We start from the raw sequence: 18,045 nt of genomic DNA, 5'->3' as shown, positions 1-18,045 counted from the left end.
TCGCGGATGGTGACCGCGAAGGGGTGGGGTGACGATGGAGGCATGAACGCCCCTTCGCCCGTCCGGCTCCCCGGCAGCACCCGCTCCCGGCCGGCCGGGGCCGAGGTGCTGGGCCCGGTCGGGGCGGCCGAACCGGTCACCGCGACGGTGGTGGTGCGGCGGCGGGCCGAGCTCGATCCGGAACTGGTGGCCGGCCCCGGCACGATCACGCCCGGGGAGCTGGCCGAGCGCTACGGCGCGGCCGAGGAGGACCTCCGGCACGTGCAGGCGGTGCTCACCGCCGCGGGGCTGCTGATCACGGCCACGCACGCCGGTTCCCGCCGGCTGTCGGTCAGCGGTTCGGCGCAGGCCATGGCCCAGGTGTTCGGGACCGAGCTGAACCTGGTGCGCTACCCGGGTTCCGGCGAGCACCGGGCCCGCTCCGGGGACCTGCACCTGCCCGCCGAGCTGGCCGGCGTGGTGGTCGGGGTGCTCGGGCTGGACGAGCGGCCGCAGGCCCGCGCCCAGTTCCGCGTGCACGCCGAGCCCGCCGGCTCGCCGGGCTTCACCCCGGACCAGCTGGGCCCGCTCTACGGGTTCCCGGACGGCACCGACGGCACGGGCCAGACCATCGCGATCATCGAGCTGAGCGGCGGGTTCAAGCCCGAGGACCTGACCGCTTTCTTCGGCGGCCTCGGGATTCCCGTGCCGCCGGTCACCGCGGTCGCGGTCGACGGGGCCGGGAACGCGCCCACCGGCGACCCCTCCTCGGCCGACGGTGAGGTGCTGCTCGACATCGAGGTCGCCGGCGCGCTCGCCCCGAAGGCCACCCAGCTCGTCTACTTCGCGCCGAACACCGACCAGGGCTTCCTCGACGCGGTCAGCACCGCGGTGCACGCCACCCCGACGCCGACCGTCGTGAGCATCAGCTGGGGCCAGTCGGAAGACCAGTGGACGCCCCAGGCCCGCACCGCGATGGACCAGGCCTTCGCCGACGCCGCCGCGCTCGGCGTGACGGTGTGCGTGGCCAGCGGGGACAACGGCAGCTCCGACGGCCAGTCCGACGGTGCGCAGCACGTCGACTTCCCGGCCTCCAGCCCGCACGCGCTGGCCTGCGGCGGCACCCGGCTCGAAGCCACCCCGCCCACCACCATCACGGCCGAGACGGTGTGGAACACCCCCGGTGGCGGCTCGACCGGTGGCGGCGTCAGCGAGGTCTTCCCGACGCCGGGCTTCCAGGCTTCGGCCGGGGTGCCGGCCCGCGCGGGCGGCGGTCCCGGCCGCGGCGTCCCCGACGTCGCGGGCAACGCCGACCCGGCCACCGGCTACCGGATCCTGGTCGACGGCCGGCCGTCGGTGATCGGCGGGACGAGCGCGGTGGCCCCGCTGTGGGCGGCGCTGCTCTGCCGGCTGGCCCAGTCGGCCGGCCGGCGGTTCGGCCTGGTCCAGACCCAGCTCTACAGCGGGATCACGGCGGGCGCCGGCCGGCCGGGGTTCCGCGACATCACCAGCGGGACCAACGGCGCCTACTCCGCCACCACCGGCTGGGACGCCTGCACCGGCCTCGGCACCCCGGACGGCGCCGCCCTGCTGGCGGTGCTCGGCGGCCCAGGGAAGTAGGGCGCCGACCCCGAGCTCGCCGCGCACCGGCTGCGCCGCAACGACTTCGACGGCCTCACCCCCGAGCGAGGCCGCCCATCCGCCACCGCTTCGGACCGGCGGGCCTGCCTCAGACCCGTCCCTTCACCATGTCGATCAGCCGCCCGAGCACTGCGGGACCCGCCGCGCGCAGCCCGTTGTGCTCGTGTTCGTTCGTCAGCCAGGGGCGCATGGTCGGGATGAGGCGGGCGACCTCCTCGGAGTACACGCGGTCCACGTAGGCGTCTTCGGCGTAGATCGCCGCGGCGCAAGGGACTTCGCAGCTTCGCAGCGCTTCCTCGTCGTACAGCGCCGGCCACTCGTGCTCGGCGAGGATGTCCGCCGCCTCGCGCAGGGGGGCCAAGCCGGGCAGATCCGTGAGCATCCACGGGTACACGTGCTCACCGGTGAACAGCGTCACGTCCTCGTCGAACACCGCGGGGCGGACGCGGTCGGCGGACCAGCGGGTGGCGACGCCGTCGGCGTAGCTGGACTCGTGCAGCACCACGTACAGCGGGTTCCTCGCGGAGAACGGCAGCGCAGCCGCCAGGTCGTGCGCGAAGGCGGGGGAGTCCGGGTCGCGTTCCAGCAGGTAATGGAGGTTTTCCGCGCCGTCGCTCATACCGAGTACGTTGCCGATGGTCCGGAACGCCCGCGAGGTGAGCGGAACGCCGCCGGGCAGCGAGATCTCGCCCGCGTCGAGCCGCCGGTGCAGGGCGCGCACGCGTTCGCGGTCGGCCGGGTAGCGCTCGTAGTAGCGGCGGTTGCGCTCGAGCACGGTGGCGAAGGTGCGGGTGTAGACCTCGTCCGGGTGCGTCCGCACCGGGGGCACACCGCCGGTGAACAGCGCCTCACGCAAGCCGCCGGGGGCGTGCGAAAGGTAGTTCAGCACGCAGAAGCCGCCGAACGACTGGCCCAGCACGCTCCACCGGTCCACCCCCAGCTGGGCCCGGATCAGCTCCGCGTCCCGCACGATCGAGTCGGCGCGGAAGTGGGTCAGGTACGCCGCCTGCTCGGCCGGGGCCAGCCCCGGCAGCGTGCCCACCGGGGTCGAGCGGCCGGTGCCGCGCTGGTCGAGCAGCAGCACGCGGTATTCACCCACGGCGCGGGCCAGCCAGGCCGGCGCCGATCCGGCGGGCCGCGGCGCCTCCTGGCCCGGACCGCCCTGCAGGAAGACCAGGAACGGGCGGTCGAGGCCGTCCGGGGCGGCGGCCTCGCGGGCGAACACGGTGATCTGCTCGCCCTCGGGCCGGCTGTGGTCGAGGGGCACCCGGAACTCGTGCTCGGTCAGCACCAGGCCCGGAATGCGCGTAATGGAAACCATGACCATGATCCAATCACGCGCGGCGGCGGGCCCGGTAGCGCGGAAAGTGGGGGCGCTACTCCCGGCCCATCGCGCGGCGGATCTCCGCCAGCTTGTCCTTGGCCGCCTGGTCGCGATCGGCGATCTTCTTGTCCAGTGACGCCAGGTCTTCCTCGCCGCCGATCCCGGCGATCTCCTGCGCGCCCACGGAGGTGGTGAAGCGCTTCTCGATCCGGTCGCGGACGGAGCCGAACGACGGGACGCCGCCTTCGCTGTAGTCCGGTTCCGGCACCGCCACCGGCGCGGGCGCGGCCGTCCCCTCGACGATTTCGGCGTCGAGGGGTTCCTGGTCTCCGGGTTGCTCGCTGCGCATCGTCTGCTCCGTCCTCGGCGGGCCGGGTGCCCCGAACCCGACCCTAGCCGGGTTCCCGCCTCAGCGCGGGCAGCTTCCGGTCGGCCAGCCGGACCAGCCCGGCGAAGACCAGCGCGACCACGACTACCAGCAGCGCGTTGCGCACAGCGGTGGCGAAGCCGATCTCGGTGACGTCCATGAACGGGTACGGGTACCAGTGCGTGAAAGCGCCCTGGACGAAGATGTAGACCAGCCACACCACCGGCCACCCGAACGCCGCCGCGACCGTGCCCCAGCCGCCGGTCCCGGGGCGCGGGCCGAACACCAGCCACGCGGCCACCGCGGCCCAGGGCGAGACGTAGTGGAAGCCGATGGTCGCGGCCAGCGGCCAGCCGGTGAGGTGGATCTGCGGGGCGAGCACGATCGCGTACACCAGCCCGGTGATCAGGATGCCCAGCAGCGCGTCGAGCCGCGCCACCCGCCAGATCCGCCCGCCGGACGCGGGCCGCGAAGCCTGCACGACCGCGACGGCCAGCAGGATCAGGTTGCTCTGGATGGTGAAGTAGCTGAACAGCCGCCACAACCGGACCCCGGCGCTCTGGCCGGTCTCGCCGGAGTTCGCGTCCGCCCCGCCCTGGAACACCAGCACGATCTGGATCACCAGCGCCACCGCGATCACCGCGGCGATCAGCCCGTAGCACCAGCGCGACACCGTGAGGACAGCGGGACGAGTGGTCACGGGGCTCCTTGCCAGGGGTGGGCGGGACCGGCTTCGGTCGCGGGGGAGCTTAGCCCGAACGGCCCAGCGCCGCCCGAGGTGTGGATCACCGCGGAGATCGCCCTTGCGGCGCGCGACGGACGCTGGTGACCTCGATCCGCCGGGACGTGAGCCGGAAACCAGGACGGCCCGAGGGCCCGGCCGCCGTGACCGGTGCCGGGAACGCCGCCGGACGTCGAAGCCCGGCGGGCTCCACCACCTCAGCCGGTGAACCCCTGCTCGCGCAGGATCTTCTCGACCTTGGCCCGGTGGTCCGCCGCCCAGTCGTCCAGGGTTTCGGCCGCTTCGCGGTCCTGCTTGGCCAAGGCGTCGGCCAGGACCTGCTCGGCGCGGGCGGCCGGGGTGACCACCACGCCCTCCTCGTCGGCGACCACGATGTCGCCGGGGTGCACGGTGACGCCCCCGCAGCGGGCGGGCTGGTTCAGCGGGGTGGCGGTGCCCTTCTTCCCGGGGATGGGGATCACGCCCCGGGCGAAGACGGGAAAGCCGGCCTCGCGGACTTCGGCGAGGTCACGGATCACGCCGTCGAGCACGAACGCGGCGATGCCACGGCGGTGGGCGGTGGCGCAGACGTTGCCGCCGGCCAGCGCGTGCTCCAGGTCGCCCGATTCCACGACGATGACCGAGCCCGGTTCGGCCCGGTGGATCGCCGCGTGCAGCATCAGGTTGTCACCCGGCGGGCAGCGCACCGGGTACGCCGGGCCCGCGACCCGGGGCACCGGTGACCACACGGGGCGGATGCCGATGTCCATCACCTGCCCGCGGCCGAGCACGTCGGCGAGTGAGGTGGGGGAGAGGGCCGGGAATCCACGGGCGTCGGTCATGCCCGGGATCCTAGGACGTCCGGGGTCTCCGCAGGTGGGGGCCGCGTTCGGCGCGGCCGACCGGTCGCCCTCGAGAGCGACCACGACCGTCCGCGCTGGAGTGAAACACACCGTTGCACGAACCGCGGTACCGACGGGCAATCTGAAACGCGCGCGTTTACCTCGCGCGGGGACGAGCTGGTCGTCGGCGCCACGAGCGGGAACGCCCGCGGCTCGGGGCGCCGGGGCCGGGATCCGGCCGGAACCCCGTCGCACGCGAACGAGCCCGGCCGGTCAAGCACCCCGGCCGGGCTCGTTCGCGTGCTGGGAGGATCAGTGGTGCAGGTCCACGTCGTTGCCCGAGAGCAGCGCGACGTCGTGCACCGCGTCGAGGTGGCCGAGCGCGCCGTTGCCGATGCCGCCGACCACGTCGTGCAGCTCGCCGCTGACGTCGCCGGAGTGGTTGCCGATGTCCGACAGGTGGCTGGTGACGTTGTCGATCGTGCCGTTGTGCGCGATGTCGCCCAGGTGACCGGTGACGCCGCCGAGGTGGCTGGCCACGTCGCCGAGGTGGCTGGTCACGTTGCCCGCGAGGTGCTCGACCCCGGTGGCGTTGTGCAGCGAACCGGTCAGGTCGGTCACGGTCGAGCCGACGCCCGAGACGCCGCCGATGCCCGAGGTCAGGTTGGCCACGTGGTCGACGGCGCCGGTCACGGCCCCGGTCGCGTCGCCGGTGCTGAGCGCGCCGGTCAGGTCGCCACCGGTGAGGTGGCTGGTCAGGTCGCCACCGGTCAGCTGGCCGGCCACGTGCCCGGCGTCCACGGCGTTGGTCACGGTGCCGACGAGGTTGGTGTCGCCCCCGGCCAGGCCGGTGTCGAGCGAGTGGCTCAGGTCCTGAGCGGAGGAGAGGCCGTTGGTCAGCGCGGTCATCCCGGACACGGCGCCGAACAGGTTGTTCTCCGAGCTGGTGTCACCGACGGTGAGGGTCTGGGTGAGGGCCTTGAGCTGCTCGGCGGCGCTGGACGGGCCGTCGCCGAGGGAGTCGAGGGAGAGGCCGTTGTGCATCGGCGCGAAGTCGAGCACCAGCGGCAGGATGTCGTGCAGGTCGGCGGTGCTGATGTCGCCGAGGCCGGCCTCGGACAGCGTGTGCTGCGGGTTTTCGCCGAACGCGCCGCGGGCCGACGGGTCGTTGAGCAGGTTCATCGTGAACTCGTACAGCGACTGAGCGGGGTTCATGGGGAGCGTTCTCCAGAGGTGATCGTCGATGAAGCCGGTTTGGTGATGCCGACGACGTTAGGGCGAACGGGTGAGCGCCCGCATCGGGGATCACGCCTAGTCGCACACCGGTCAACCCTCAGGGGGGCTCCTGCCCCATTAGGGGAATGTTTAGGTGATCGTTTTCCACTACGGGTGACTCCGGGGGAGCGAACGGTCTCACGAACGGGCAGTCTGGTGCGGTCGTGGTTCCGAACCCCCGGAGGCCGCGCCGGAACTGCCGTCACGGGGGCCCGCGTGGCCCGGCGGCACCGAGGACAGGAGGTGCTGGGCGCGTGCTGGTCAGACCCGAGGCGTCACAACTGCTCGACGTGGTCGCGGCGGACCCGCTCCGCCCGCTGCGGGTGGTGGTCACCGGGCTGCCGGGCCGGGGGAAGAGCGCGGTGCTCACCGCGGTCGCCCGCCAGTACGCGGGTGCGGGCGTCACGGTGCTCGGCCGGGAAGCGCTGACGTCCGGGCCGGGTGAGGACACCGTGCTGGTGCTCGACGACGCCGACCAGCTCGACGAACCGTCCCTGGCGGCAGTGCGAAAACTGCTGGCGCGCCGGGAAGCCCGGATGATCCTGGCCCGCCGCCCGGGGACCGCGGCGGATCTCGGTCCGGTGCGGGAGCTCGTGCTCGGGGCGCTGAACCCCGACCAGGTCGCCCTCCTGGCCCGCGAGCTGCTGGGCCGCGACGCCGGCCTGCCCGCTCTGCACGCGTCCACCGGCGGGATCCCCCGTTTCGTCGCGCGGCTGCTCGCGGCGGGCTCCGCGGTCAAGGCGGTGGAGTCCTTCCGGTCCGAACTGGCGGCGCTGAGCGCCGATCAGCAGGGCTACCTGGTCGCGGCCGAAGCCGGGGCCGCGCGGGACCTCGGCCTGCTGTGCGCGGTGCTGGACCGTGACCGTGAGGGCGTCTCCGCATTGATCGGCGAGGTCCGCGCGACCGGTCTGCTCGGCACCGACGACGGGCTGCCGCCCCTGGTCGCCTTGGCCGTGCGCACGCTGGTGGTGCCCGACCGCCGGCTGGGCGTGCTGACCCGGATGCTGGAGGTCCGGGCCGAGGACGGGGAGCCGGTGCTCGGGCTGGCCCGGTCGCTGCTGGACACCGGCGCGTCCGGCCGGGGAGTGACCGCCGCGTACGCCGCGGCCGCGAGCGAGGCCCTGCCGGACGACCCGGAACTGGCGGCGGCGCTGTTCGCTGCCGCGGCCGGCACCGGCCGTCCCCGTGCTGCGATCGCCCCCGGCTGGGCCCAGGCCGCGGCGCGCACCGACGACTTCGGCACCGCGCTGGTGCTGGGCGACGAACTGCTCGGCGCGGCCGACCCCGGCGACCGGGCCCGCGGCGCCGTGATCACCGGGACCGTGCTCGGCCGGCGGGGGGAGCTGGCGCGCAGCGCGGAACTGCTCCTCTGGTCGGGGGAGGAGTCCGTGACCGCACTCGCGGCGGTGGAGCTGCTCGCCGCGGGCCGTCGCGCGGAGGCGGACGAGGCGCTCGCATCGGTGCGCTCGCCCAGCGCGTTGCTCGGCGTGACCGCGAGGATGGCCGAAGGCGTCCGCGCTTCAATCGACGGCCACCCGAGCGACGCGCTGTCGACCTTGCTCACCGCCGCCGCGACCCTGGAAACGGCGCACGAAGACGTGCTGCTGCCCGTCTTCCCGGCCGAGCCGGCGGCACTGCTCGCGCTGCACACCGGCGAGCTGGCCCTGGCGGAGGACGTGCTCGGCCGGGCCCGGCCCACCGTCCGCACCCGTCTGCTGCTGGCCTGGACGGCGTTGTTGCGCGGCGATCTCCCGTACGCGGAAAGGCAGATCGCCGCCGTCGACGACCCGTCGTCACTGACCCCGCGCGACGAGCTGTACCTGACCACGGCGGAACTGGGGCTGGCCCGCCGCCAGGCCGACCTCCCCGGGATGCGCCACCACGGCGACCGCGCCTACGCCGCCCTCATGCGGCAGCCGGTGGACCTGTTCACGCTGATCCCCCTGAGCGAACTGGCCACCTCTGCGGCCCGGCTGCGGCGCCACGATCGCATCAGCGGGCCGCTCGACCGCGCGGACCGGCTGCTCGAACGCCTGGGAAACCCGCCGAACTGGACCGCGTGGCTGCACTGGGGCCGCCTGCACGCGGCGATCCTCGCCGCCGACCGGGACACGGCGGAACACCAGCTGAAGCAACTCGACCAGTGCGCCCCGGCCGGCCGCTTCGCCGCCGCCCTGGCCACAGCCGGCCGATGCTGGCTGGCGCTACTCGGCGGACCGGGCGACGGTCTCGCGGTGGCCGGCGCCGCGCCCGGGCCCGCTGGGGATGGCGGTACGGCTGGGGCGTTTGTGAGTGGCGATGCTGCTGGGTCGGCTGGGCTGGGTGGGAGTAGTGGTATAGCTGGGTCGGTTGCGAGCGACGATGCTGCCGATGCGGTTGGTGCGGCCGAGTCAGATGTGAATTTTGGTACGGCTGGGGTGAATGTGAATTTTGGTGCGGCCGAGGCGGATGTGAATGGTGATGCTTCTGGGGCGGATGTGAGTGCTGATACCGCTTCGGCAGAGGCGGCTGGGCTGGGTGTGGATGATGGTGCGGCTGGGGCAGGTGTGAGTGGTGATGTTGTTGCGGTAGAGGCGGCTGGGCCGAGGGTGAGTGGTGGTGTGACTGGAGCGGGTGTGCGTGGCGATGCTGCTGGGCTGGGTGGTGGTGACGCTCCTGGTGAGCCCGGGTCCGATAGACCAGCGGCTGGCGGTTCCGTAACCGGCAAGTCTGCAATCGGGGTGGCCGCAACTGGTGCGCCCACGACCGGTGCGCCCGCGAGCGGTGAGCCTGCAACTGATGCGCCCGCGACCGGTGTGGCGGCCAGCGGTGGGCCTGCGACTGGTGCGGCCGCGAGTGGTTCGCCTGCGACCGGCGTGCCTGCGCGCGGTGTGGCGGCGAGCGGCGTGCCTGCAACGGGTGCGCCCGCGACTGGTGCGCCCGCGACTGGTGTGGCCGCGACTGGTGTGGCCGCGCGCGGTGTGGCGGCGAGTGGTGGGTCCGCGACTGGTGTGGCGGCGACCGGCGTGCCTGCGAGCGGTGTGGCCGCGACTGGTGTGACCGCGAGCGGTGGGCCCGCAACCGGCGTGGCCGCGAGTGGTGGGCCCGCGACCGGTGGCCCCGGTGCCGGGGTCGAAGCGGTGCTGGCTGCGGCGGGGGAGTTGCACGAGCTGGGCTTCGGCTGGGATGCGGCGCGGCTGGCCGGGCAGGCTGCCGTCCGCACGGCCGATCGGGGGGCGATGGTGCGGCTGCTCAACGCGGCCAAGTCGTTCCAGCACCGCGGGCCGTCGGCCGCGCCGGTCGTGGCGGAGGCGGTTTCGCCGCCCGCGGCGTTGAGCGAGCGGGAGGAAGAGGTCGCGCGCCTGGTCGTGGACGGCTTCACCTACAAGCAGGCGGGGGAGAAGCTGTTCATCTCCAGCAAGACCGTCGAGCACCACATGGCCCGGGTCCGGGCGAAGCTCAAGGTGGGGGACCGGCGTGAGCTGCTGCAGGCGCTGCGCCGCCTGTTCCCCGAGTCCTGACCGGGAAGTGTCGTGGTTTTGTCCGGCCCGGCGGCCGGGCGATCCGTCAGACTCGAAGCAGGGGGCCGTCGAGTGGTGAAGGAGGTGCCGGGGATCCGGGGTCAGCTCCCCGGAGACCACCCGAACCCGTAGGAGCGGGCCGGTTGCAGTCCGCGGAACTTCGTGTGGACCTCGCCCGAGCTGTCCGGCCACAGGGGCTCGCGCGGCGCCAGCGGGTCTTCGGCGTCCTTGGAGAACTCGCCGTCGATGAGCCAGACCGCGGCCGGGAGCCGGTCGGCGTGGAAGCGCACGTTGAGGTCGAAGTCTTCGCACGGGTATTCGGGCGTGCAGCAGTAGAACGGTGAAGGGAACTCGTCGACCCGGATCCGGAAGAAGAATTCGTGCTGTTCCTCCGCGTCGAGGGGGCGCGGGGGCCGCAGCCGGAAGGCGACGCGGGTGGAGGAGATCATGCGGGTGGAGTGCACCTTGCCGCCGGAGACGACGTCGATGCCGAGCCCTTCGAGGGTGGGCAGCGGCTGGCCCGGTTGCAGCGGGCGGGCCAGCGAGACCGAGTGCTCGATCTCCTCCAGCCCGTCGACGTGGCTGACGATCCGCCGGGTTTCGAACACCTCCGCGCCGGTCTCGGCGAACGTCAGGCGCACGGCCAGCGCCGAGGTGTGCCACGGGCTCTTGCGGCTCGGCTGGACCGGGGCCGCGTAGGCGGTTTCGGCGAGGAGGTAGACGACGTCGTCGGCGCGCCGCTGAATGGTGCGCAGGTCCCGTTCCGCGTCGGTGGCCAGCTTGATCAGGCGTGCGGTGTAGCGCCAGCCGGCCGGGGCGTCGAAACCGAAGACCAGCCGGGCCGTGTCCTGCTGCGCTCTCGGGAGCCGGGTGATCAGGTCTCGCACGGTCTCCGCCACCTTGTCGCGGACCGTGCCGGGGCTGTCCTGGTCCTGGATTCCGCAGACTTGACGCAGCCGCGCGCCGACGTGGTCGGGCAGCGTCTTCGCCTGGATGCCCAGCCCCTTGCGAAGCAGCTTCAGCTCGGCCACGAGCTCTTCGGTGTTCACCTGGGCCTCGTTCACCTGATCCTGCGGCTGATGGGCCGCCTGATGGTCCTCCGACTGGGTCAAGCCGCCACCCCCGTTCGTTCGATGCCCGCTGAGTCTACGCAGACGGCTTCCCCGCCACGAGGCCGCGCAGGCCGTTTCCCGGCTGTTTCCTGGTTCAGGAAACAATGCAGGTCAACGACAGTAAGCGACGTTTCCTATTTTTGGTAAACGGGAAACCTCTGTTTTTCCGGCAATTCCCGAGTGAGGCTTCAGTGGTCGAACAAATTCGGCGAACCTCCTCGGGAAAGGAAAAGAACAATGCACACGCACTGCATCATCGCCCTCATGGCGCGGCTGTTCTCGCTGTTCGTCTGACCCCAGGCCCGGCCGGCGGCCCCAGGTCGCCGGCCGGCCTTCACTTCCAGTACGGAATGCGGGATGATTACCGGATGGCTGACTTTGGCACAGAATTGAGGCGCCGTCGTATGTCGGCTGGAATTTCACTCACTGCTTTCGCCGCCACCATTCATTTCACCAAGGGGTATTTGAGCAGGGTGGAGACGGGCCAGAAGCGCGCCTCCCACGATTTCGCCCGGGCCTGTGACCGCGTGCTGAAAGCCCGGGGCGAGCTGCTCGCCCTGGTCACCGAACGTTCGCTCGCCCGCCGCACCGGCGGCGGTCTGGTCGGGCTGCCGGACGGCGGGCGGCTGTTCCTGGGCCGCGAGGCCGAGCTGGCGGCGTTGACCACTTCGCTGCGCGATCCGCGGGACACGCGGGCCGGGGTGGTGCACGGCATGGCCGGCTCGGGCAAGACGGCGCTGGCCGTGGCCGCCGCGCACGCCGCGCTGCCCGCGTTCCCGGACGGCTGCCTCTTCTTCGACTACCGCGGGCACACCCCCGGCGCCGAAGCGCTGTCCCCGGTCGAAGGACTGCGCCGGCTGGTGAGCCTGCTCGACGTCACGCCCGGTCAGGTGCCCGCGGACCAGGACGGGCTGGCCAACCTGGTGCGCGCCCGGTTGCGGGACCGGCGGCTGCTGCTGGTGCTCGACAACGTGCGGACCGCGGACCAGGTCCGCCCCGTGCTCCCCGGCGCCGCCGCCTCGCGGGTGCTCGTGACCAGCCGTGGGCGGCTGCCCTCGCTGGACGGCTCCTGGCACCTCGCCGTCGGGGTGCTGCCGCGACGGGAGGCGATCGCGCTCTGGCGGTCGGCCGCCGGGGACGACGGTCCTGGTGACAGCGCCGGTGACGGTGCTGGTGACGGTGCTGGTGACGAGGAGGTCGTGGCCGAGATCGCCGAGCACTGTGGACGGCTGCCGCTCGCCGTCCGCATCGCCGCCGCGCGGTTCGTGGCGGGCGGCTGGTCCGCCGTCCGGCTGCGCGACCGCCTGGCCGACGAGGACACCCGGCTCGGCGCGCTGGACGACGGGGAGCGAAGCGTCGCGGCTGCCTTCGCGGTTTCCTGCGCGGCCCTGCCCGAGGACCAGCGGAACCTCTTCGGGCTCCTTGCGCTGCACCCGGCTGCGGCCGCGGAGAGCGCATCCGTCGAGGCGCTTTCCGGCCTCGGTGCGGGGGAGACGGACCGGCTGCTCGACCGGCTCCACGACGCCCACCTCGTGGTCCGCGACGAGCAGGGGTACGTCGAGCTGCACGATCTGATGCGGATGTTCGCCCTGCGCCGGGTGCTGCCGGAGATCGCTCCGGCCGCCCGCGAGGCGGCGGTGGCGCGCCTGGTCGGGCACGCCCTGGGCACCGCTCTGGCGGCGGACGAGCTGACCGAGCCCCACCGGTTCCGGCCCGGCGCCGGGGTGGCGCGGCCCCGGCGGCTGCCCTTCGCGGACGGGGACGGCGCGCTGGCCTGGCTCGACGCCCAGTGGCCGGTGCTGGCCGACCTGGTCGCGGTGGCCGCGGACCACGGGCTGGGCCGACCCTGCTGGCAGCTCGCGTTCGTGCTCCGCGCCTTCTTCTTCCGTGAGAAGCGGTTCGAGCCGTGGATCCGCACGCACCGGCGGGCACTGGAGGTCGCGGACGAACCCGGGGCGAGGGGGTTGATCCTCAACAGCCTCGGCATGGCCCACGTCGAATCCGGCGAGATCGCCGAAGCCGTCCGCTGTCACCGGCTGGCCCAGGAGTGCTTCGCCGAGGCCCACGACGAGCGCGGGCAGGTCGACGCGTTGTCCAGCCTGGCCTGGGCGCGGCTCTACGGCGGCGAGCCCGAAGCCGCGCTGGCCGATCTGGAGCGGGTGCTGGAGGTCTACCGCCGCACCGGGCGGATCCGCAACGTGGTGATCGCGCTGCGGGGAATCGCGTACGCGGGTTCGGCGCTGGGCCGGCACGAGGAAGCGATCGCCTCGGCGAAGGAGGCGAACGACCTCGCCCAGCTTCCGGTGGACCGCGCGATGTCGGCCAACTGCCGGGCTTGGACGTGGTTCCGCGCCGGGCACCTCGACGACGCCGGGCGTGGCTACACGACCGCGGCCGAGCTCGCCGAGCAGGCCGGCAGCGACCACGAGCGGGCCCGGGCCCTGCTGGGCCTCGGCAACGTCGCCGCATCCGGGGGCGATCGGGCGACGGCGGCCCGCCGATGGGCGGAGGCGGCGGAATACCGCGTACGGCTCGATCCGGTGGTGCTGGGCGAGGCGCGGGCGCGGCTCGAACTGCTCGGCTGAGCTTTCCCGCACCCCGATCCTTCCCGCACCCCGGAGAAGGTACAGAAAGGACACCAGTCATGAAGGTCGTGAGTTCAGTCGCTTCCCTGTTCCGGCTGACGCTGTGGGTGGGCGGTCTCGCGTTGCTGGCCGGAATGGCGCTCACCGCCGCGCCGTCCTCGACGACGGGGGCCGGGCCCTCGGCCGCCGACCACGCGGTGAGGTGCCGTTGACCTCGCCGGCCCTTTGAATCCAAACTGTCCTCCCGACGGTCTGGAGGCGGTATGGCGTTCTCGTTCCTCAGCCACCTGGAGTGCTCGCGGACCGGCGAGCGGTCCGAGGCCGACCGGGTGAACGGGACTTCCGCGGTGGGCGCGCCGCTGCTGGCGCGGTACGACCTGGAGCGGGTGCGCGAAACCGTCACCCCCGCGGAGATCGCCGCGCGGGAGCCGAACCTGTGGCGCTACCACGAGGTTCTGCCGGTGCGCGACCCCCGGCACGTCGTGACGCTCGGGGAGGGGATGACGCCGCTGCTGCCGCTGCCCGCCTACGGCCGGCAGGCCGGGGTGCCGCGGCTGCTGATGAAGGACGAGGGGCTGGTGCCGACCGGCTCGTTCAAGGCTCGCGGTGCCGCGGTGGGCGTCTCGCGGGCGCTGGAGCTGGGCGTGCGCGGCGTCGGCATGCCGACGAACGGCAACGCGGGCGCGGCCTGGGCGCTCTACGCCGCGCGGGCCGGCCTCAAGAGCCTGATCGCGATGCCCGACGACGCGCCCGCGATCACCATGAAGGAGTGCCTGGCCGCCGGCGCCGAGCTGTACCGGGTGGACGGGCTGATCGGCGACGCGGGCCGGCTGATCGCCGCCGCGGTCGCCGCCCGCGGTGGCTACCAGGAGGTTTCCACGCTGAAGGAGCCGTACCGGCTCGAGGGCAAGAAGACGATGGGGTACGAGATCGCCGAACAGCTCGGCTGGCGGATGCCGGACGTGCTGCTGTACCCGACCGGCGGCGGCGTCGGCCTGATCGGGATCCACAAGGCGTTGCGGGAGCTGAAGGAGCTGGGCTGGCTTTCGGGTGAACTGCCGCGCCTGGTCGCGGTCCAGGCCACGGGCTGCGCGCCGATCGTCGAGGCCTTCGCCCGGGGCGCGCGGGAAAGCGAGCCGTTCTCGGACGCTCGCACGGTCGCCTTCGGCATCACCGTGCCGAAGGCCCTCGGCGATTTCCTGGTGCTGGACGCGGTCTACGAGACGGGCGGCACCGCGATCGCCGTGACCGACGAGGAACTGCTGGCCGCGCAACGCCGGCTCGCCGGGCTGGAGGGCGCGTTCGTCTGCCCCGAGGGCGCGGCCTGCTTCGCCGCCGTGGACCGGTTGCGCGAGTCCGGCTGGCTGGGCGGCGGCGAGGAGGTCGTGGTGCTCAACACCGGCGCGGGGATCAAGTACCCGGAGACGGTCGAGGTGGACGCGCCGCTGCTGGCCAAGGACGGCGTCATCCCGGTGGGGTGAGGGGAGTGGAGCCGATCACCGAAGGAGGCGCGACCAAGGTGACCGACCGGCCTCCGGCGGCGGGCAACCTGGTCCGCGCGGCGTACGCGGCGGCCCGCGAGGCGGTGCTGACCCGTGAGCTGGAGCCCGGCTGCCGCGTCACGGTGCGCCCGCTGGCCGAGCGGCTCGGCATGTCCCCGACTCCGGTGAAGGCCGCGCTGGCGATCCTGGAGCGGGAGGGTTTCCTGGTTTCCCGCCCGCACGCGGGCTATTTCGTCGCCGAACTGACCGCGGCGGACCTGCGGGACCTCTACGAACTGCGCTCCGCCGTGGACTCCCTCGCCGCCCGCGACGTGGCCCGCACCCGCCCGCCGGAGCGGCTGGCCCGCCTCGGCGAGCTGATCGACGCCCAGCGCGCCGCCCTGCAGCACGGCGACGTCACCCGCTACGCCGGGCTGGACCGCGAGTTCCACGCCCTGATCTGGCAGTCCTCCCCGAACCGGCGCCTGCTGGTGATCGCCGGCCTGCTCGGCGCGCAACTGCAACTCGGCCGCAACGTCACCATCTCCGTGCCCGGCCGCCCGGAAGCCAGCCTCGGCGAACACCGCGAAATCCTCGAAGCCCTACGCTCCGGCGACACCTCCGCCGCGGAACAGGCGGCCCGGCGGCACGTGGCGCAGGTGATCCGGGCGTTGGAGACGGCGCTGCCGCAGTGAGCCGGACGCGCGGGGAAGGTTCCTCGCGCCGAGGGAAACCGGACCGGGCGGCGGCCCGGAGGCGTGCCCGCACCTCGCGCGACCGGCGGCGATAGGCTGAGTCCGTTGCCCTGACCCTGTCCGAAAACCAGAGCCGCCCGGAGTGCCGACGCCCATGCTGGACCGAGCCGTCATCGATGCCCTGTTCCCCGCGGACCTGCCGGAGCCCGAGCACTGGGAGCGGCGTTACCCGCAGCGTTCGCTGGCCGAGGGGGCCGAGGTGACGCGGTTCGGGCCCTCGCCGACCGGGTTCGTGCACATCGGCGGGATCTACGTCGCGGGGATCGACCAGGACGTGGCGCGGCGCTCCGGCGGGCGTTACCTGGTGCGGGTCGAGGACACCGACCAGTCGCGCGAGGTCGAGGGGGCACTGGAGCAGTTCGAGCGCGGCTTCGCCTACTTCGGGCTGGCCGCCGACGAGGACATCGCGCGCGGCGGCGACTACGGCCCGTACCAGCAGTCCGCCCGTGAGGAGATCTACCTCAGCTACGTCCGCCACCTCCTTCGCGAAGGCCGCGCGTACATCGATTTCGCCACGAAGGAGGAGCTCGCCTCCATCACCTCCCGGCAGCAGGCCACCAAGCTGCCCACCGGCTACTACGGTTCCTGGGCGCTCTGGCGCGACGCCGAACCGGCCGACGTGCGGGCCAAGCTCGACGCGGGCGAACCGTGGGTGGTGCGGTTCCGCGCACCCGAGGACACCGGCGCCCGGGTCCGCTTCACCGACGCCATCCGCGGCTCGATCGAGGCCGAGGCCAACCGCAACGACGTGGTCATCCTCAAGAGCTCCGAGCAGAGCCCGCGGCTGCCGACCTACCACTTCGCGCACGCCGTCGACGACCACCTGATGCGGGTCAGCCTGGTCATCCGCGGCGACGAGTGGATCTCCTCGGTGCCGGTGCACCAGCAGTTGTTCGACGCGCTGGGCTTCGAGCCGATCACCTACGCGCACATCGCCCCGCTGATGAAGCAGGAGGGCGGCAGCAAGCGCAAGCTGTCCAAGCGCAAGGACCCCGAAGCCTCGGTCGACTTCTACATCGAGGCGGGCTACCCGGCCGATGCCGTGCTCTACTACCTGCGCGGGCTGGCCAACGGCCGGCTCGCGGAGCTGCCGCTGCGGCAGGCGCTGGCCGAGCCGATCCGGCTGGCCGAGTGCGGCGTGGCCGGCCCGCTGGTCGACCTGGTCAAGCTGGACGACATCGCCGCCGACCACATCGCCACGCTGTCCGGCGAGGACATCCTCGAGGCCGTGCGCGGCTGGGCCCGGCAGTTCGACGCCGAGCTGCTCGCCGTGCTCGAGGCCGAGCCCGAGCTGGCGCTGCGCGCGCTGGCCGTCGAGCGCGACGGCGCGGAGAACCCGCGCAAGGACCTCAAGCGCTGGGGCGAGTTCCGGGCCGTGTACGGGTTCTTCTTCCCGCAGCTGCACGCCGCGGTCACCGGGCCGGAAGACGAGCGCATCGCCGCCCTCGGGGTGGCTCCGGAGGTGGTGCGCGCGGTCGCCACCGACTTCGTCGCGGACTACCGGCAGCTCGACGACGGCCAGGAGTGGTTCCAGCAGATCCGCGACGTCGCCGCCAAGCACGGTTTCGCCCGCAACGCCAAGGAGTTCAAGAAGGACCCGGAGGCGTTCCCCGGCTCCATCCGCGAGGCTTCGCAGATCGTCCGGCTGGCCCTCACCGGCTCCACCCGCAGCCCCGACCTGCACGCCGTCAGCCAGGCCCTCGGCCGGGAGGAGACGCTGCGGCGGTTCACGGCGCTGGCCGGCTGAGCCCGTCCGCCTCGCCGACGACCACCAGGGCCTCGGCCAGCGGTTTGCGCCGCAGGTCCGGCACCTCGCAGTCGTCGGCGGGGTGCCCGACCGGGAACAGCACGAACGGCCGCTCGGTCGCCGGCCGGCCGAACAGCCCGGTCAGGAAGGCCATCGGGCTGGGCGTGTGGGTCAGCGTGGCCAGTCCCATCGTGTGCAGGGCCGTGATGAACAGTCCGCAGGCGATGCCGACGCTCTCGGTCACGTAGTAGTTCTTGCGCAGCCCACCGTCCGGGCGCGGGGTGCTCTTCTGCGCGAACGCGACCACCAGCCACGGCGCGATCTCCAGGAACTCCTTGTCCTCATCGGTTTCCAGCGGCGCGAGGGCGTGGTGCCACTGCGGGGCCGAGCGCTCGCGGTAGAACCGGCGCTCCTCCGCTTCCGCCCCCGCCCGCACCCGCCGCTTGAGTTCGGGGTCGCGCGTCGCGGCGAAGGTCCACGGCTGGTGGTGCGCGCCGCTCGGCGCCGTGTTGGCGACGCGGACCGCGGTCTGGATCGCGGTCAGCGGCACGGGCTCGGGGGAGAACCACCGCACCGAACGGCGGGTCTCCAGGTGCTCGTGCAGCTCCTGACCGCGTCGCAGCCCTTCGCCGTCGGAAAGGCGTGGTGGCGCGTACGGGACGAAGGGGTGGCTGTGGGTCCGGGGCACGCGAACGACACTGGCACGCGATCCGCGC

The 18,045-nt window shown here is 73.1% G+C and carries 14 protein-coding genes; 7 read left to right on the top strand and 7 right to left on the bottom strand.

The features are described from left to right. Window positions 1–42 precede the first annotated feature (42 nt). On the top strand, window positions 43–1,599 hold the full coding sequence (locus tag NYF13_RS30765; protein ID WP_315661440.1) for a S53 family peptidase: 1,557 nt from the start codon (window positions 43–45) through the stop codon (window positions 1,597–1,599). Window positions 1,600–1,708: 109 nt separating this feature from the next. Here NYF13_RS30765 and NYF13_RS30760 read toward each other — a convergent pair whose 3' ends face one another. The 5 genes from NYF13_RS30760 to NYF13_RS30740 form a co-directional block, all read right to left on the bottom strand. Further along, window positions 1,709–2,941: an alpha/beta fold hydrolase gene (locus NYF13_RS30760; protein WP_315661439.1), complete on the bottom strand. Its 1,233-nt coding sequence runs from the start codon at window positions 2,939–2,941 to the stop codon at window positions 1,709–1,711. A gap of 55 nt (window positions 2,942–2,996) precedes the next feature. Further along, window positions 2,997–3,293 (bottom strand): hypothetical protein, encoded by a 297-nt coding sequence (locus tag NYF13_RS30755; RefSeq protein WP_315661438.1) that lies wholly within the window; start codon window positions 3,291–3,293, stop codon window positions 2,997–2,999. Window positions 3,294–3,336: 43 nt separating this feature from the next. After that, window positions 3,337–4,011 carry a Pr6Pr family membrane protein gene (locus NYF13_RS30750; protein ID WP_315661437.1) on the bottom strand — a complete coding sequence of 225 codons (675 nt, stop codon included), beginning with the start codon at window positions 4,009–4,011 and terminating at the stop codon, window positions 3,337–3,339. 239 nt (window positions 4,012–4,250) lie between these two features. Further along, window positions 4,251–4,874 (bottom strand): RraA family protein, encoded by a 624-nt coding sequence (locus NYF13_RS30745; RefSeq protein ID WP_315661436.1) that lies wholly within the window; start codon window positions 4,872–4,874, stop codon window positions 4,251–4,253. Window positions 4,875–5,186: 312 nt separating this feature from the next. Then, window positions 5,187–6,089, bottom strand: a complete 903-nt coding sequence (locus tag NYF13_RS30740; RefSeq protein WP_315661435.1) for an IniB N-terminal domain-containing protein — start codon at window positions 6,087–6,089, stop codon at window positions 5,187–5,189. A 314-nt stretch (window positions 6,090–6,403) separates the two neighbouring features. On the opposite strand from NYF13_RS30740, the gene NYF13_RS30735 reads away from it, so the two are divergent. Next, window positions 6,404–9,649 carry a LuxR C-terminal-related transcriptional regulator gene (locus NYF13_RS30735; protein ID WP_315661434.1) on the top strand — a complete coding sequence of 1,082 codons (3,246 nt, stop codon included), beginning with the start codon at window positions 6,404–6,406 and terminating at the stop codon, window positions 9,647–9,649. Between the two features lie 101 nt (window positions 9,650–9,750). Here NYF13_RS30735 and NYF13_RS30730 read toward each other — a convergent pair whose 3' ends face one another. Then, complete coding sequence (locus NYF13_RS30730; RefSeq protein ID WP_315661433.1) at window positions 9,751–10,698, bottom strand: hypothetical protein; 948 nt, start codon at window positions 10,696–10,698, stop codon at window positions 9,751–9,753. A 413-nt stretch (window positions 10,699–11,111) separates the two neighbouring features. Here NYF13_RS30730 and NYF13_RS30725 point away from each other — a divergent pair, with 413 nt between their 5' ends. From NYF13_RS30725 to NYF13_RS30705, 5 genes are all read left to right on the top strand, one after another. Continuing rightward, complete coding sequence (locus tag NYF13_RS30725) at window positions 11,112–13,346, top strand: helix-turn-helix transcriptional regulator (RefSeq protein ID WP_315661432.1); 2,235 nt, start codon at window positions 11,112–11,114, stop codon at window positions 13,344–13,346. A gap of 59 nt (window positions 13,347–13,405) precedes the next feature. Beyond that, window positions 13,406–13,558, top strand: a complete 153-nt coding sequence (locus NYF13_RS30720) for a hypothetical protein (protein ID WP_315661431.1) — start codon at window positions 13,406–13,408, stop codon at window positions 13,556–13,558. Between the two features lie 51 nt (window positions 13,559–13,609). Then, complete coding sequence (locus NYF13_RS30715; RefSeq protein ID WP_315661430.1) at window positions 13,610–14,827, top strand: threonine synthase; 1,218 nt, start codon at window positions 13,610–13,612, stop codon at window positions 14,825–14,827. 38 nt (window positions 14,828–14,865) lie between these two features. Then, a complete protein-coding gene (locus tag NYF13_RS30710) occupies window positions 14,866–15,522 on the top strand; it encodes a GntR family transcriptional regulator (protein ID WP_315661429.1) in 657 nt (218 codons plus the stop codon). A 154-nt stretch (window positions 15,523–15,676) separates the two neighbouring features. Beyond that, the gene (locus NYF13_RS30705; protein ID WP_315661428.1) at window positions 15,677–17,329 is read left to right on the top strand and encodes a glutamate--tRNA ligase family protein; all 1,653 of its coding nucleotides are present in this window, start codon (window positions 15,677–15,679) and stop codon (window positions 17,327–17,329) included. On the opposite strand, the gene NYF13_RS30700 is transcribed toward NYF13_RS30705, so the two are convergent. Then, the gene (locus NYF13_RS30700) at window positions 17,310–18,017 is read right to left on the bottom strand and encodes a nitroreductase family protein (RefSeq protein ID WP_315661427.1); all 708 of its coding nucleotides are present in this window, start codon (window positions 18,015–18,017) and stop codon (window positions 17,310–17,312) included. The two genes, NYF13_RS30705 and NYF13_RS30700, sit on opposite strands and share 20 nt — an antisense overlap. Between the last annotated feature and the right edge of the window lie 28 nt (window positions 18,018–18,045).

The organism is Amycolatopsis sp. PS_44_ISF1 (assembly GCF_032335455.1).
GTDB lineage: Bacteria > Actinomycetota > Actinomycetes > Mycobacteriales > Pseudonocardiaceae > Amycolatopsis.
The sequence above is the reverse complement of the archived record's forward strand: the minus strand, read 5'-3'. Positions and strand labels throughout refer to the sequence as shown.